At 67.6% G+C, this 14,244-nt stretch carries 13 protein-coding genes; 5 read left to right on the forward strand and 8 right to left on the reverse strand.

Annotated elements, in window-relative coordinates; translation table 11 throughout:
* Positions 1-29: 29 nt before the first annotated feature.
* The 3 genes from E3O06_RS10725 (at position 30) to E3O06_RS10735 (ending at position 1,662) form a co-directional block, all read left to right on the forward strand.
* A complete protein-coding gene (locus tag E3O06_RS10725) occupies positions 30-992 on the forward strand; it encodes an acetylxylan esterase (protein ID WP_134503384.1) in 963 nt (320 codons plus the stop codon).
* A 78-nt stretch (positions 993-1,070) separates the two neighbouring features.
* Entirely contained in the window at positions 1,071-1,277 is a 207-nt protein-coding gene (locus tag E3O06_RS10730; protein WP_241980081.1) for a hypothetical protein, read from the forward strand.
* A gap of 13 nt (positions 1,278-1,290) precedes the next feature.
* Complete coding sequence (locus tag E3O06_RS10735; protein WP_134503385.1) at positions 1,291-1,662, forward strand: type II toxin-antitoxin system death-on-curing family toxin; 372 nt, start codon at positions 1,291-1,293, stop codon at positions 1,660-1,662.
* A gap of 69 nt (positions 1,663-1,731) precedes the next feature.
* On the opposite strand, the gene E3O06_RS10740 is transcribed toward E3O06_RS10735, so the two are convergent.
* Positions 1,732-3,036, reverse strand: coding sequence for an alpha-hydroxy acid oxidase (locus tag E3O06_RS10740; protein ID WP_134503386.1), 1,305 nt, complete (start codon positions 3,034-3,036; stop codon positions 1,732-1,734).
* Positions 3,037-3,043: 7 nt separating this feature from the next.
* Positions 3,044-3,784, reverse strand: a complete 741-nt coding sequence (locus E3O06_RS10745; protein WP_134503387.1) for a FadR/GntR family transcriptional regulator — start codon at positions 3,782-3,784, stop codon at positions 3,044-3,046.
* A 261-nt stretch (positions 3,785-4,045) separates the two neighbouring features.
* Between E3O06_RS10745 and E3O06_RS10750 the strand changes: the two genes are divergently transcribed.
* Entirely contained in the window at positions 4,046-5,350 is a 1,305-nt protein-coding gene (locus E3O06_RS10750; RefSeq protein ID WP_241980083.1) for an ABC transporter substrate-binding protein, read from the forward strand.
* On the opposite strand, the gene E3O06_RS10755 is transcribed toward E3O06_RS10750, so the two are convergent.
* On the reverse strand, positions 5,347-6,267 hold the full coding sequence (locus E3O06_RS10755; protein WP_134503388.1) for a 2-hydroxyacid dehydrogenase: 921 nt from the start codon (positions 6,265-6,267) through the stop codon (positions 5,347-5,349). The genes E3O06_RS10750 and E3O06_RS10755 overlap by 4 nt on opposite strands.
* Before the next feature lie 385 nt (positions 6,268-6,652).
* Here E3O06_RS10755 and E3O06_RS10760 point away from each other — a divergent pair, with 385 nt between their 5' ends.
* Complete coding sequence (locus E3O06_RS10760) at positions 6,653-7,507, forward strand: hypothetical protein (RefSeq protein ID WP_134503389.1); 855 nt, start codon at positions 6,653-6,655, stop codon at positions 7,505-7,507.
* 360 nt (positions 7,508-7,867) lie between these two features.
* On the opposite strand, the gene E3O06_RS10765 is transcribed toward E3O06_RS10760, so the two are convergent.
* From E3O06_RS10765 to E3O06_RS10785, 5 genes are all read right to left on the reverse strand, one after another.
* On the reverse strand, positions 7,868-8,854 hold the full coding sequence (locus tag E3O06_RS10765) for a DMT family transporter (protein WP_134503390.1): 987 nt from the start codon (positions 8,852-8,854) through the stop codon (positions 7,868-7,870).
* Positions 8,855-9,021: 167 nt separating this feature from the next.
* Positions 9,022-10,446: a rhamnulokinase gene (locus E3O06_RS10770; protein WP_134503391.1), complete on the reverse strand. Its 1,425-nt coding sequence runs from the start codon at positions 10,444-10,446 to the stop codon at positions 9,022-9,024.
* A gap of 34 nt (positions 10,447-10,480) precedes the next feature.
* Positions 10,481-12,520, reverse strand: a complete 2,040-nt coding sequence (locus E3O06_RS10775; protein WP_134503392.1) for a bifunctional aldolase/short-chain dehydrogenase — start codon at positions 12,518-12,520, stop codon at positions 10,481-10,483.
* A 167-nt stretch (positions 12,521-12,687) separates the two neighbouring features.
* Positions 12,688-13,854, reverse strand: a complete 1,167-nt coding sequence (rhaI, locus tag E3O06_RS10780; protein WP_174843223.1) for an L-rhamnose isomerase — start codon at positions 13,852-13,854, stop codon at positions 12,688-12,690.
* Complete coding sequence (locus tag E3O06_RS10785) at positions 13,851-14,231, reverse strand: L-rhamnose mutarotase (RefSeq protein ID WP_134503393.1); 381 nt, start codon at positions 14,229-14,231, stop codon at positions 13,851-13,853. The genes rhaI and E3O06_RS10785 overlap by 4 nt, the downstream gene beginning before the upstream one ends.
* Positions 14,232-14,244: the final 13 nt, after the last annotated feature.

The raw sequence follows: 14,244 nt of genomic DNA on the forward strand, positions 1-14,244 counted from the left end.
CACTCTCAGGCGGCTCTAGGCTGAAGGGCATGTACACCGACCTGCCCGAAGCCGAACTCCGCGCCTATCGCAGCGGTCAGGCCGACCCGTCCGACTTCGACGCGTTCTGGGCCAACACACTCGCCGAGGCCGAGCTGTACCCGCTCAATGTCACGGCCTCGAAGGTCGACGCCGGGCTGAGCACCCTCGATGTGTTCGACGTGACCTTCGCCGGCTTCGGCGGGCAGCCGATCAAGGCCTGGCTGCGCGTGCCTGCCGGGGCTGGCGGTCCCTTGCCGACCATCGTGCAGTTTCACGGCTATGGCCGGGGACGCGGGCAGGCTTTCGAGAATCTGCTGTGGGCATCCGCCGGTTTCGCGCACTTCGAGATGGACCTGCGCGGTCAGGGCTACGGCGGCAGCACCGGAGACACCGCCGATGACGCCGGGAGTGGCCCGCAGGTGCCCGGGTTTTTGACCCGCGGCATCGATTCTCGCGAGACCTACTATTACCGCCGGTTGTTCACCGACGCCGTGCGCGCCGTCGCGGCGGCTCGCAGTCTGACGCTCGTCGACGAAGCCCGGGTCGGCGTGACCGGCACGAGTCAGGGCGGTGGCATCGCGCTCGCCGTGGCCGGGCTGGTTCCCGACCTTTCCGCCGTGGTCGCGCGGGTGCCGTTTCTCTGCGACTTTCCGCGCGCATCCGTCATTACCGACGCGCTGCCGTACCGCGAGCTGGGCCAGTATCTTGCGACCAATCGGCTGAAGGTAGCGCGGGTGCACGATGTTCTGTCCTACTTCGACGGCGTCAACTTCGCCAAGCGCGCGACCGCGCCGGTGACCATGACGGCGGCACTGATGGATCCGATCTGCCCGCCGTCGACCGTGTTTGCGGCCTACAACAACTATGCCGGTCCCAAGCAGATCACGGTCTGGCCGTACAACGGGCACGAGGGCGGCGCCTGGGAGGACGACGCCCTCGCCCTGCGGGAGTTCCGCGAGCACCTGGCCTGAGCTCGTCTTGAGCGGATGCTTTGCACCGGCTGGCGAGATAATTCTCCACGTTTGGTACTGAAGTGATACCATTCGTGCATGGCCATGACCGTGCGACTTCCCCAAGAACTCGATTCAGCGCTCGAAGCGATTGCGCGCCAGCGGCATATCTCGAAACACGCTGCGCTTATTGAGGCGGCCGACCGGTTCGTGCGTCAGGAATCGAAGACGGAACGCGTATTAGCGAGTGTCGACGAGACGACTCGCGACTACGCCGACCTTCTGCAAAAACTCGAAGACGCCTAAGGCCCGACTCGATATGACCGAATACATCGAACCCGAACAGGCCGTTGCAACGGTCGCTCACCTCGGGCTGCATATTCGAGACAAGGGGCTGCTATTCTCCGCGCTGGCCCGACCGGCAGCGAGCATGTTCGGTGAAGACGCCTACGTCACCCTTGAGCTCAAAGCGGCCGCACTGTTCTCCTCGCTGGCCCAGAATCACCCATTGTTCGATGACAAACGCCTGTCATGGATTCTCACCCTGGCATTTCTGAGGCTCAACGGGTTTCGTGTGGTCATGCCCACCGACGAGGCTTTCGCGCTCGTGCTCGCCGTGGCGCAGAGCGAAAAAGACCTCGATGAGATCGCTGCGGTTCTCCGCCGGCATCTCGTGCCGGCGGCGGACTGACTTGGTCCCTACTGCGCCGGGGTCGCCTATTTCGGCGCGCATTTCACCGGCGTGCCGGTGACGGCAGCGTCATGCTCTGACGCTCGCCTTTCGCACGGGAGACTTACGCACCGGAACCGCCTCGGCCGCGGCAACCAGCGGCGCTGCGACCGGCTGCAGCCGGGACAGCTGCGTCACGTGGCCGGGGTTCAGCTCCTCGAGCGCATTCACGCCAAGCAGGCGCATGGTGCGGGCCACCTGCTCCGACAGGATCGCAATCGTGCGATCGACCCCGGCCTCGCCCCCGGCCATGAGCCCATAGAGGTAGGCGCGGCCGATCATCGTGAAGCGGGCGCCGAGGGCGATCGAGGCCACCACGTCGGCCCCCGACATGATGCCCGTGTCGAGGTGAATCTCGGTGTGGGCGCCGACCTCACGGGCGACCTGCGGCAGCAGGCGGAACGGAATCGGTGCGCGGTCGAGCTGGCGGCCGCCGTGGTTCGACAGGGTGATGCCGTCCACACCGAGATCGACGAGGCGCTTGGCGTCGTCGAGGTTCTGCACGCCCTTGACGACGACCTTGCCCGGCCATTGCGCCTTGATCCAGGCGAGGTCCTCGAAGTCCACCGTCGGGTCGAACATGGTGTCAAGCAGGTCGGCGACGGTGCCGCTCCACCGGTCCAGGCTCGCGAAGGAGAGCGGTTCGGTGGTCAGAAAGTTGATCCACCATTCCGGGCGCGGCAGCGCGTTGACGACGGTGCCGAGGGTGAGCGCCGGCGGAATCGAGAAGCCATTGCGCTTGTCGCGCAGGCGGGCGCCGGCGACGGGCACGTCGACGGTCACCAGCAGGGTGTCGTACCCGGCCTTGGCGGCCCGGTCGACGAGCGCCATCGAACGGTCGCGATCCTTCCACATGTACAGCTGGAACCAGTTGCGGCCGTTCGGGTTGGCGGCCTTGACATCTTCGATCGAGGTCGTGCCCATCGTCGACAGCGCGAACGGAATACCGGCGCGGGCCGCGGCGTGCGCCCCGGCGATTTCGCCCTCGGTTTGCATCATCCGGGTGAAGCCGGTGGGCGCGATGCCGAAGGGCTGCGAAACCGGGGAGCCGAGCACGTCCCAGCCGGTTGACACGGTTGACACGTCGCGCAGAATCGACGGGTGGAACTCGATGTCTTCGAAGGCCTGACGAGCCCGTCCGAGCGAGATCTCGGCCTCGGCGGCGCCCTCGGTGTAGTCGAACGCCGCCTTCGGTGTGCGCTTCTTGGCGATGGCGCGCAGGTCGTTGATCGTGAGGGCGCCGTCGAGGCGCCGCTTCTTCGCGTTGAGCTCCGGTGTCTTGAACTTCATCAGCGGGGCGAGGTCTTTGATCCTGGGGATGCGTCGTTGAACCATGATCGTCCTATCGTGTCGTGGGGCTGGCAGTGGTGGATGAAGCGGAAGTGAGGTGGGTCTCGGCGTAATACCCCGTGATGTGGGCGTGCACGGCGAGGCGGGCGGCATCCGCTTGACCGGCCAGAATGGCCGTGAGAATGCCGCGATGCTCGAGCATGAGACGAGCGGATGTCGCTGGCCAGCTCGCCAGACCCGCCGCGCCCGCCCGCGCGTACCCCTCGATGGCGCTGCGGAGCCCGGCCATGGTGGCCGTGATGACCTGGTTGCCGTTCGCTTCGGCGAGCGAGAGATGGAACTGGGTGTCGAGGGCGAGGAATTCGGCTTCCGTGAGGGTCTGGGACTCCATCGCGGTGAGGATCTGCTCAGCCGCGGACAGGTCGATGACGCCGGTGCCCGAAGCCAGTTCGGCGACGATCGACCCTTCCAGCAGAAGGCGGGTCTCGACGACGTCGGCCACGGCGAACCCCTGCGCCGCGACCTGCAATCGCATGAGCGCCGACATGCCGCCGCCGGGGCGGGCGACGATGATCGCGCCGGCCGAAGGCCCTGAACCGACGGCGGTGCGGATAAGCCCCAGCACCTCGAGCACCCTCAGCGCTTCGCGCACGCTCGATCGACCGACGCCGAGGTCGGCGGCGAGGGTGCGTTCGGGCGGCAGGTGATCGCCCGGGCTCAGCCGCCCCTCGATCAGGTCGCGTTCGACGGCATCGAGCACGGCCTGCCAGGCGCGCGGGATGATCGCGGTCATGGGGTCCCTTCGGTCGAAGCGCGGTGTGGTCTGACCACAGGCTACACGAACTTCCGCAGAGGCGAGATACAGTTTCAGCCAATCCGGGGGGAGGTCCTGACCGCCGCGTGCCGAGTCACCTGCCGGGTCGCGGGGCGTCACGGTAGCGTTTGCGGTGGCCTGCGACTGGTAGCCTCCAACAGGAAACAAGGGGACCCCATCGCTAAACGCTCAACCATAATCGCCATCGTCACCGTCGCATCCGTTGTCGCTATCGGCGGAGTGGCCGGCGCGCTCGCGCTGGCGCCGCCGACCGCCTCCGACACGACGCTCACCGTGCGCGTCTGGGACGAACAGGTGGCGCAGTCGTACGAGACATCGTTCGCGGCGTTCGAAACGGCGAACCCGGGTATCGAGGTGGCCGTCAACGTCGTGCCGTGGGCGGACTACTTCACCAAGCTGCGTGTCGACGTGGCCGGTGAGACCGCCGACGACGTGTTCTGGGTGAATGCGGGCAACTTCGCCGACTATGCCGTCAATGGCAACCTCGTGAACATCACGGATGCGCTCGGCTCGCCCGCGCAGGCCGGCTGGCAGCCCAGCGTCATCAGTCAGTACACCCTCGATGGCGCGCTTTGGGGAGTGCCCCAGCTCGCCGACCCCGGAATCGGGCTCTATTTCAACGAAGAACTGCTCGCGGCCGCCGGCATCGACCCGGCCACCGTCGGCGACCTGCACTGGGATCCGTCCGCCGGCGAAGACACCCTGCTTCCCGTGTTGCAGAAACTCACCCTCGACGTCAACGGCAATACCGCCGACAGCGCCGCCTTCGACCCGTCGCAGATCGTGCAGTACAGCTACAACGCGGCCAACGACCTCAACGCGATCTATCTCAACTACCTCGGCTCGAACGGGGCAGCCCTGCAGGACGGCGATGAGTTCGTCTTCGACACGGCCGAGGGCGTCGCGGCGTTTTCCTACGTGATCGACCTGATGAACCGGTACCACGTGGCTCCGTCGGCCGCCGACACCAACCTCAACGGCGATTTCGCGCTCGACCAGTTTCTGCAGGGCAAGATGGCCCTGTTCCAGAGCGGGGTCTACAACCTCAGCAATGTGAGCGAGGGCGCCGGTTTCGACTGGGGCGTGGCGGCGATCCCGTCCGGCCCGGCCGGCGCGATCAGCGTGACCAACGGCGTCGTCGCCGCGGGCAACGCCGACTCGAAGCATCCGGAGCAGACCCGCAAACTGCTGGAGTGGCTCGGCAGTACCGAGGGCAGTGCGGCGATCGGCGCCGACGGCTCGGCGTCGCCGGCGGTTATCGGTGCGCAGGCCAGCTATGTCGCGTCGTGGCAGAAGCAGGGCATCGATGTGGACGCCTTCATCGACGTGCTCGCCAACGGCACCGTGCAGGCGCCGCAAGGCGCGAAGTGGGCCGAGGCCTCCGACGCGTTCGAGTCGACCTTCTCCGAGATGTTCCTCGGCCGCATTCCGGTCGATGAGGCCCTCCGCACCGCGCAGGACGCCGCGAACGAAGCCATCGGCGGCGACGCAGCGACGCGCACGAGTGGTGGGAAGGCCGGCTAACTCGTCAACACGACATTGAGCGGCGGCTCATCGCGCAGCATCCGCTCGACCTGTTCGCGCACCAGCCGGGCCATGCGCGGCAGCATGGCGCTCGAGGCACCGCCGACGTGCGGTGAGATGAGCACGTTTGGCAGCGCGAAGAGCGGATGCCCCGCCGGCAGCGGTTCCGGATCGGTCACGTCGAGTGCGAGCCTGATCCGGCCCCTGGTCGCGTGTGCGAGTAGGGCATCCGTGTCGGCGACCGCACCGCGAGCGATGTTCACGAGCAGGCTTCCGTCACGCATTTGGGTCAGGAATGCATCGTCAATCAGGTTCGTCGTCTCGGCCGTGAGCGGAACACCGACGACCACAATGTCGGCTTGGGGCAGGAGTTCGGGCAGGGACTCGAAACCGTAGATGTCGCCGCGCTCATCACTGCGAGCCGTGCGGGCGACGCGGATGAGCGTGGTCTCGAAGGCGAGCAGCCGGCTCTCGATGGCCTGGCCGACACCGCCGTACCCGAGCAGCAGCACGGTGCGGTCGGCGAGGCTCGGGTGGTGGGCCGGTGCCCACTCGCCGGCGTCGGCGGCGCGCACGAAGTCGGGAATGCCGCGCTGGGAGGCGAGGATGAGCGCGAGGGTGAGTTCGGCGGTGGAGGTCTCGTGCACGCTCGCCGCGTTGGCGAACACGTGCCCGGCGGGCAGCACCCGGTCGACGCCGTCGTAGCCGATGGACTGGCACTGCACCAGTCGCGCGTCGACGCCGGCGAGGTGCGCCAGCCGGTCGGTTTTGCCCATGTAAGGAGTGACGACGATGTCGAACCGGGGACGAGGGGCCGGGCCGTCGAGCGCCCACTCGACGACCTCGACCCCCTGGGGCAGTTCGCCGACCGCTTCGCGCAGCACGGAGTCGGGCAGACTGACCAGCAAAGAGCTCATCCTGCGAGCCTACTTGCCCGGTAGCCGGGCCGGGGCTCGGGACGCGGGGGCTAGGGGGTGTCTCCTAATGCCTGTACCGAGGGTTCTCCCAGGATGGGGCTGGCCCGAAATACCACGGCATCGCCGCGCCACGACCGACCGTCCGGGCGCCCAGCGGTCTCGGGGAAGACTCTTATCCGACGGATAGAAACTTCTGATTCAGCATCTATTGTGCTGATCAGAGCGATATCGCCGAACCGAACCTAGTACCGGGAACACCTGATTCCCTCACCGGTCAGCCTCCACGAAGTTTCGCGGCACGGCCGAAACCTAGGCTCGGGCCGTGCCCAAGTGTGGCTGGTCCGGCATTCGTCGGACTACCGCAAGTAATCGAAAGGATCCACATATGACTTCGAACAACACCTCCACGGCCTTCGGCTCGCCAGCCCGAAAGCGCATCGCCGTCGGCGCGGTCACCGTGATGACCGTCGGCTCACTTCTCGGTCTCGGCGTCGCGGGAGCGAACGCCACCCCGCTGACCGCGGACAACACGTCGAGCACGAGCTCCCACGCGGGCCACGACGTGCTCGCCTCGCTGACCAAGGAGCTGCGCGCCGACCTCCAGGGTGCCAGCAATGCAGAGACCACGAAGCAGGTCTCTGACACGCTCGCGAGCCACCCGGACCTCTTCGAGAGCCTCCCGGCGAACCTGCAGGCCGACCTGACCGCGCTCAACGCCGCGACCGCCGACCAGAGCGCCGCGACCGCCGCGCAGACGGCCGCTGCCGACAAGATCGAGATCACAGCGCTCGAGGGCGGCTACGGCGTGGACATCCAGAAGCTGGCCGAGGAGATCCAGAAGGACCCGGCACATCCGCTCGCCGCAGCCTTGCGTGGCCTGTTGGCCGTTGACGCCGAGCAGGGAACGGATGCCGCGAGTGCGGCCGAGAGGATTGCCACCACGATCTCCGAGAACCCGGCCCTACTCGCCCAGCTTCCCGAAGCGCTTACGGCCGACCTCGCCGAGCAGCAGGCACTCCCCGCAGCCGAGCAGGCCGCTGCGGCCGAGGCCCTCTTGGCCTCCGCGCTCGAGGGCGGCTACGGACCGGAGATCCAGAAGGTCACCGAGCAGATCCAGTCAAGCCTCGACGCGAAGGCTTCCGCTGAGGGAACGGCTGACGCCACTGCCTCAGCCGAGGGCGCCGACGCCGACGCCGACGCCGACCTGAAGGTCGACGGCGAAGTCAAGGCCGACAACTAAAACCGCCTCACCGAAACCGGCCAGGGGTCGGGAGCTGTCGCTCCCGGTCCCTGGCTTTTTTGAGTCCCAAGCAGAAAGTGAGACGACGGAACCTAACACCGTTAGGGATACGCCCTGATGGGCCGGTCATGAGCTTCCCTCGCGCCGAAGTACTTCTGGCCGATCCGGCAGTTTTCGCGCGCCTGATGCGACCAGCCGGCTGTTCCGCACAGGCGGACCTGCGCCCGCTGGCTCTTCTCCTGGGCCCAGGTCAGGGCGGCGACTGGCCCATGTTCCCCGAGGTGCTCGGGAGCCCGCGGGTACCACGCCTCGGCGGCGGGCGGCTGACCTACCGCGGCGGAGTCGTCCTCTGGGCAATAATCATTTGGGTGAAGGCCTTGGGAGACGCGCCCTAGCGTGCTCGCGCTCCGTCGCCCCGCTCCGGCTGGCGGGAGAGGGGCCGCGCCGGGTACCGGTGCTCAGCGCAACTCCGGCGAACACGATCACGCCCCCGACGAGCTGCGGCGTGGTCAGTTGGGCGCCGAGCACGACGGCGATGATCACCGTGAACACCGTGATCAGGTTCAGGAACAGCCCGGCCCGCCCCGGCGGAATGCTTTTCAGCGCCGCGTTCCACAGCACGTACGAGCCGATCGAGGGGAAGATCGCGATGAAGATCACAGCCCAGCCGATGGCGGCATCCGCTGGCCAGCGCACCCCGCTGGCCAGCGCACCCCGCTGGCCAGCGCACCCCGCTGGCCAGCGCACCCCGCTGGCCAGCGCGACCGGCGCGAGCAGCACCGCCACGAACGTGCCCTGCACGGCCGTGGCCGTGATCGGCGGAACCGGCAGCCCGCGGCCGACGATCGTGTAGAGACTCCACACCACGATCGCGCCCACCATGAGCACATCGCCCGCGTTCGGCGTGCGCGTCAAAACAAATGCGAGCGCACCATCCGTGATGATCAGCAACACCCCCACAAGTCCCAGCGCCAGCCCCACGATGCCCCGCCAGCCGATGCGTTCGCGCAACAGTACTGCCGCGAGCACCACCATCACGGCCGGATTGGCGGCGTTGATGAGCGACGCGGACTGCGGGGTCGTGAACTGCAGGGCGGTGTAGAGCAGCAGGTTGTACCCGCCGACGCCGAGGGCCGCGAGCAGCAGCAACCTGGGCCAGTGACGCAGCACCGAGGCCCAGTTCGGACGCTCGACCACCTGGGCGAGAATCAGCAGCGGAACGCAGGCGAGCAGCCAGCGCAGCCAAGTAAGTTCGACGGGGGAGAGGGTCTGCACTGCGATGCCGCCGACGATGTAGTTGCACGCCCACAGCAGGGTGGCGATGACGAGCGCGATGGTCGCCTTCATGCGCGGCCACCGCGGCCCGTGCACTCGAACGTCGCGTCGCCCCGCCGGCTGCCAGCACCCATTCACCCGAGCCTACTGGCGTCCCGGGCCCGGGCCGACCGCGCACTCACTCGACAACTTCGGTGCGTGTCGGGGGCTCGCACCCCGCCGAATTCCTCCGCTGAGCGTCAGCGCGGGTCGTAGCGCCGCGGCGCGAACGCCCGGGCGACCAGGGCGCGCAGGCTCTCGAGGCTGCCGGTGACCAACCCCTGCGCGCGCGCCTGCACCAGCACGTTCCCGATCGCCGTCGCCTCCACCGGTCCGGCCAGCACGGGCACGCCTGAATGATCGGCGGTGAGCTGGCAGAGCAATTCGTTGAGCGACCCGCCGCCGACGATGTGTACAGTGTCGATGCGGGTTCCCGAGAGTTCGGCCGCAACCCGCAGCGTGTGCGCGTAGGCCTCGGCGAGGCTTTCGACGATGCAGCGCACGAGCTCCACCGGCGTGACGGGCTCACGCAAATCGTGCTCCCGGCAGTACGCGCGAATGCGGCTCGGCATATCGCCGGGCGCCAGAAAGCGCGGATCATCCACGTCGAACACCGTCACCGGCCCACTCCACGTGCCGGCCTGAGCCAGCAGCCCCGGCAGGTCGAAGGTCTGCCCGGCAAGCTCCCAGGTGCGCAGCGATTCGCTCAGCAGCCACAGCCCCATGACGTTGCGCAGATAGCGCACCCGCCCGTCGACGCCGCCCTCGTTGGTGAAATTCGCTGCCCGGCTCGCCTCGCTGAGCACCGGTCCGGCCAGCTCCACCCCCACGAGTGACCACGTTCCCGACGAGATATAGGCGGTATTCTGCCCGGTCATCGGCACCGCCACCACAGCGGATGCCGTGTCGTGCGACCCGACGGCCGTCACGTCGATCCGGTGCCCGGCCCCGATCTCAGCCAGAACATCGGGAAGCAGCGAACCCACGTGAGTTCCCGCGTCCACGAGCCGGGGGAATAGTCCGCGCGGCAGTCCGAGCCTGGCGATGAGCTCATCGTCCCAGTCGCCGTGGCTCACCTCGACCAGCCCGGTGGTCGAGGCGTTCGTGCGCTCGGCGATCTTCTCGCCGCTGAGCCAGTACGTGATCAGGTCGGGAATCAGCAGGAGCGAATCCGCGTCGTCGAGGCCGCCGGCCAGCCGGTCGGCGGCCAGCTGGTACACCGTATTGAAAGGCAGAAACTGCAACCCGTTACGCCCATAGAGTTCGGCCGGCGGCAGGGTCGCATGCACGATGTCCACCCCCGCCGTCGTGCGGCCGTCGCGGTAGTGAAACGGGTTGCCGAGCATCCGCTGCCCGCGCAGCAGCGCGTAGTCGACCGCCCAGGAGTCCACGGCTACGCCGAGCAGCTCGGGTTCCTCGCGCACGGCCGAACGCAGGCCGCCGATGGCACCGCGATAGAGATCGAGTATGTTCCAGTGCAGCCCGTCGATGGTGCGCACCGGGGTGTTGGCGAACCGGGCCACCGAGCGCACGTTCAGCTCGTTGTGTCCGACGTGGCCGAGCATGACCCGTCCGCTCGACGCGCCGAGGTCGATCGCTGCGACCGTGCCCGCGCTGGTCACCACCGGTGCACCGGACCAGAGCGGATGCGCCGGCTCATCACCGCAGGAACGCGGCGGCCACGCCCGCGTCGACCGGGATGTGCAGCCCGGTGGTGTGGCTGAGGTCGCTCGTGCACAGCACGAACACCGCGTTGGCGACGTTCTCGGGCAGCACCTCGCGCTTGAGCAGGGTGCGCTGCGCGTAATACTTGCCGAGGTCCTGCTCGTCGACGCCGTAAACGGCGGCGCGTTTGGCGCCCCAGCCGCCGGCGAAGATGCCAGAGCCGCGCACGACGCCGTCGGGGTTGATGCCATTGACCTTCACGCCGTACTCGCCGAGCTCGGCTGCGAGCAGTCGCACCTGGTGCGCCTGGTCGGCCTTCGTCGCCGAATAGGCGATGTTGTTCGGGCCGGCGAAAACCGAGTTCTTCGAGGAGATATAGATGATGTCGCCGCCGAGTTTCTGGTCGATCAGCACCCGGGCCGCGGCGCGCGACACCAGGAAGGAGCCCTTGGCCATCACGTTGTGCTGCAGGTCCCAGTCGGCCACGGTGGTTTCCAGCAGCGACTTCGACAGCGACAGTCCGGCGTTGTTCACGACCAGGTCGAGCCCGCCGAAGGCGAGCACGGCGGCATCGACGCCGGCCTGCACCTGCGCCTCGTCGGTGACGTTGGCCTGCACGCCGATGGCGACGTCCGTCCCGCCGATCTCGGCGGCGGCGGCCTGCGCGCGGGCCAGGTCGAGGTCGGCGATGACGACGCAGGCGCCCTCCGCGGCGAGCCGGGTGGCGATGGCTTTGCCGATGCCGGAGGCGGCGCCGGTGACGAGCGCGACGCGGGTGGCGAGCGGTTTGGGGGCGGGCATCCGCTGTAATTTGGCTTCTTCGAGCGCCCAGTACTCGATGCGGAACTTCTCGGCCTCGTTGATCGGCGCGTAGGTCGAGAGGCCTTCGGCGCCGCGCATCACGTTGATGGCGTTGATGTAGAACTCGCTCGCGACGCGGGCGGTCTGCTTGTTCGCGCCGTAGCTGAACATGCCAACGCCGGGAACGAGCACGACGAGCGGGTCGGCGCCGCGAATCGCTGGCGACTCCGGGGTCGCGTTGCGGTCGTAATAGGCCTGGTAGTCGGCGCGGTACTCCTCGTGCAGCACGACCAGGCGGGCGAGTGATTCTTCAACGGATGCCCCGCCCGGCAGGTCCAGCAGCATCGGCTTGACCTTGGTGCGCAGAAAGTGGTCTGGGCAGCTCGTGCCGAGGGCGGCCAGCCGGGGGTGTTCGGCGCGGGAGAGAAAGTCGAGTACCTCGGGGGCGTCGGTGAAATGACCAACCTTGGGCGCGTCGGTCGAGACCAGTCCGCGAATCGTCGGCGCGAGCGCTGCGGCGCGGGCGCGGCGGTCGGCCTCGGAAAGCGGCGAAAACCCGTCCAGCAGGGCGCCGAACGGCTCGGACCGAGAGTGCTCCACTATGAAGGCGGCGGCGGTGTCGATGATCCAGAGCGAATTCGCCTCGGTCGCCTCACTCGTGTCACCCCAGGCCGTGATGCCGTGCCCGCCGAGGATACAGCCGACGGCCTCCGGGTTGGCTTCCTTGATGGCGGAGATGTCGAGGCCGAGCTGAAAACCGGGGCGACGCCAGTCGACCCAGGCCACTCTGTCGCCGAAAATGGTCTGCGTGAGCGCTGCGCCGTCAGCCGCGGTCGCGATGGCGATGCCGCTGTCGGGGTGCAGGTGGTCCACGTGGGCTGCGTCGACGAGGGCGTGCATGGCAGTGTCGATCGACGGCGCGGCGCCGCCCTTGCCGTGCAGCGTGTAGTCGAACGCGGCGACCATCTCGTCTTCGCGGTCCACCCCGGGGTAGACGTTCTTCAACGCCAGCAGGCGATCCAGCCGCAGCACCGCGAGCCCCTTCTCGGTGAGCGTGCCGAGATCCCCGCCGGAACCCTTCACCCACAGCAGCTCAACGGCCTCGCCCGTGACCGGGTCGGTCTCGCTGCCCTTCGCCGAGGTGTTGCCGCCGGCGTAGTTCGTGTTCTTCGGGTCGGCGCCGAGGCGGTTCGACCGGGCGATCAGCGCGGCGGCTGCTGGGTTCAAAGTCATGAGGTTCCTTGCCGGGTGAGAGTGGATGTCTGGGGTTGGGTCGAGCGGGACGGCCAGGAAGTGCCCATAACTCCTGCAATTTCTGGCCGTCCAGGAATGCAACCGCATGATTTGGGGCAACTTCTTGCGACCCCGAATGAATTGCAGGAGTTATGCACGGGTACGGCCTACGCGCCCCAGCCGGCCTGGCTGCCGCCGACGCGCTCGGCAGCGATGCGCTCCTGGTAACCGGAGCCGGCGTAGGCGGCCATCGGGTCGCCGGCCAGTCCCCGGCCCTCGCGCCAGGCCGCAAGCGAGGGGCGCACATCGGTGTAGAAGGCATCCATCAGAATGCCGTTTGCGCCGAGCACGTCGCCGGTGTTCTGGGCGAGGGTGAGGGCGTCGCGGTCAACGAGCAGCGCGCGGGCGGTCATCTCCTGCACGTTGAGCACCGAGCGAATCTGCCCGGGGATCTTGTCTTCCACGTTGTGGCACTGGTCGAGCATGAACGCCACGGTCGAATCCGGGCCGTAGCCGCCGCCGCGGATGACCTCGTAGAGAATGCGGAACAGTTGGAACGGATCGGCCGCGCCGACGATGAGGTCGTCGTCGGCGTAGAACCGCGAGTTGAAGTCGAAGGAGCCGAGCTTGCCGAGGCGCAGCAGCTGGGCCACGATGAATTCGATGTTGGTGCCCGGCGCGTGGTGGCCGGTGTCGAGGCAGACGCTGGCCTTCTCGCCGAGCGCGACCACCTGCGCGTAGCTGGTTCCCCAGTCAGGAACGTCGGTGTGGTAGAACGCCGGCTCGAAGAATTTGTACTCGAGCACGAGGCGGTGGTCATCGCCGAGGCGGGCGTAGATGGTCGCGAGCGACTCGGCGAGGCGGTCCTGGCGGCCGCGGATATCGCCCTGACCGGGGTAGTTGGTACCGTCGGCGAGCCAGATCTTGAGGTCTGTCGACCCGGTCTGGTGCATGATCTCGATGCACTCGAAGTGGTGATCGATCGCCTTCTGCCGCGTTGCCGCGTCGGTGTGGGTCAGGCTGCCGAACTTGTAGGCGTCGTCCTGGAACGTGTTCGAGTTCACGGTGCCGAGCGCGAGGCCCCTATCGGCGGCGAACGCGCGCAGGGCAGCGTAGTCGTTGACCTTGTCCCAGGGAATGTGCAGGGCTACCTTCGGCGCGAGCCCGGTGTATTCGTTGACCGTCGCCGCATCGGAGATCTTCTCCTCGATGGTGCGCGGGGTGCCCGGGGTTCCGAACACCTTGAACCGGGTTCCCGAATTACCGAACGCCCAGGAGGGCAGCTCGATGGCCTGCGCCTCGAGTTGGGTGAGCACGGCAGCACTGATGGTCACGAGGAACTTCTTTCTGTAGCGGTGGTAATGGCGTCAAGCTGGTCTTCGAGGTGGAACACCTCGGTCAGTTGCAGAAACCCGGTGTCGGGGGCGCCGTCGAGTGCGACGAAGAATTCGCCCATTTCGGCCTGCCAGCGGGCGTTGACGGCGGTGGCCGCCATGCCGGCCTGAGCGGATGCGAGATCCGCCGTTTCGAAGTAGCCGATCAGCAGGCCGTCGGCCCGCAGGAACAGCGAGTAGTTGTTCCAGTCGGTGGCTTTGAGTGCCCGGAGCATTTCAGGCCAGACCGCGGTATGGCGTCGGCGATATTCGTCGAGACGGTCGGGTTTGACCTGCAACTGGAAGCAGACGCGGTGTCTAGCTGTGGGGCTCGTCATCGAGTGCTCCTCA

The organism is Cryobacterium glaciale, from assembly GCF_004402535.1.
Lineage (GTDB): Bacteria > Actinomycetota > Actinomycetes > Actinomycetales > Microbacteriaceae > Cryobacterium > Cryobacterium glaciale.

Bases quoted from the DNA above. Each gene is read 5' to 3' on its own strand.
- E3O06_RS10725 (WP_134503384.1), top strand. From the start codon at position 30: ATGTACACCGACCTGCCCGAAGCCGAACTCCGCGCCTATCGCAGCGGT.
- E3O06_RS10730 (WP_241980081.1), top strand. From the start codon at position 1,071: ATGGCCATGACCGTGCGACTTCCCCAAGAACTCGATTCAGCGCTCGAA.
- E3O06_RS10735 (WP_134503385.1), top strand. From the start codon at position 1,291: ATGACCGAATACATCGAACCCGAACAGGCCGTTGCAACGGTCGCTCAC.
- E3O06_RS10740 (WP_134503386.1), bottom strand. From the start codon at position 3,036: ATGGTTCAACGACGCATCCCCAGGATCAAAGACCTCGCCCCGCTGATG.
- E3O06_RS10745 (WP_134503387.1), bottom strand. From the start codon at position 3,784: ATGACCGCGATCATCCCGCGCGCCTGGCAGGCCGTGCTCGATGCCGTC.
- E3O06_RS10755 (WP_134503388.1), bottom strand. From the start codon at position 6,267: ATGAGCTCTTTGCTGGTCAGTCTGCCCGACTCCGTGCTGCGCGAAGCG.
- E3O06_RS10760 (WP_134503389.1), top strand. From the start codon at position 6,653: ATGACTTCGAACAACACCTCCACGGCCTTCGGCTCGCCAGCCCGAAAG.
- E3O06_RS10765 (WP_134503390.1), bottom strand. From the start codon at position 8,854: ATGAAGGCGACCATCGCGCTCGTCATCGCCACCCTGCTGTGGGCGTGC.
- E3O06_RS10775 (WP_134503392.1), bottom strand. From the start codon at position 12,520: ATGACTTTGAACCCAGCAGCCGCCGCGCTGATCGCCCGGTCGAACCGC.
- E3O06_RS10785 (WP_134503393.1), bottom strand. From the start codon at position 14,231: ATGACGAGCCCCACAGCTAGACACCGCGTCTGCTTCCAGTTGCAGGTC.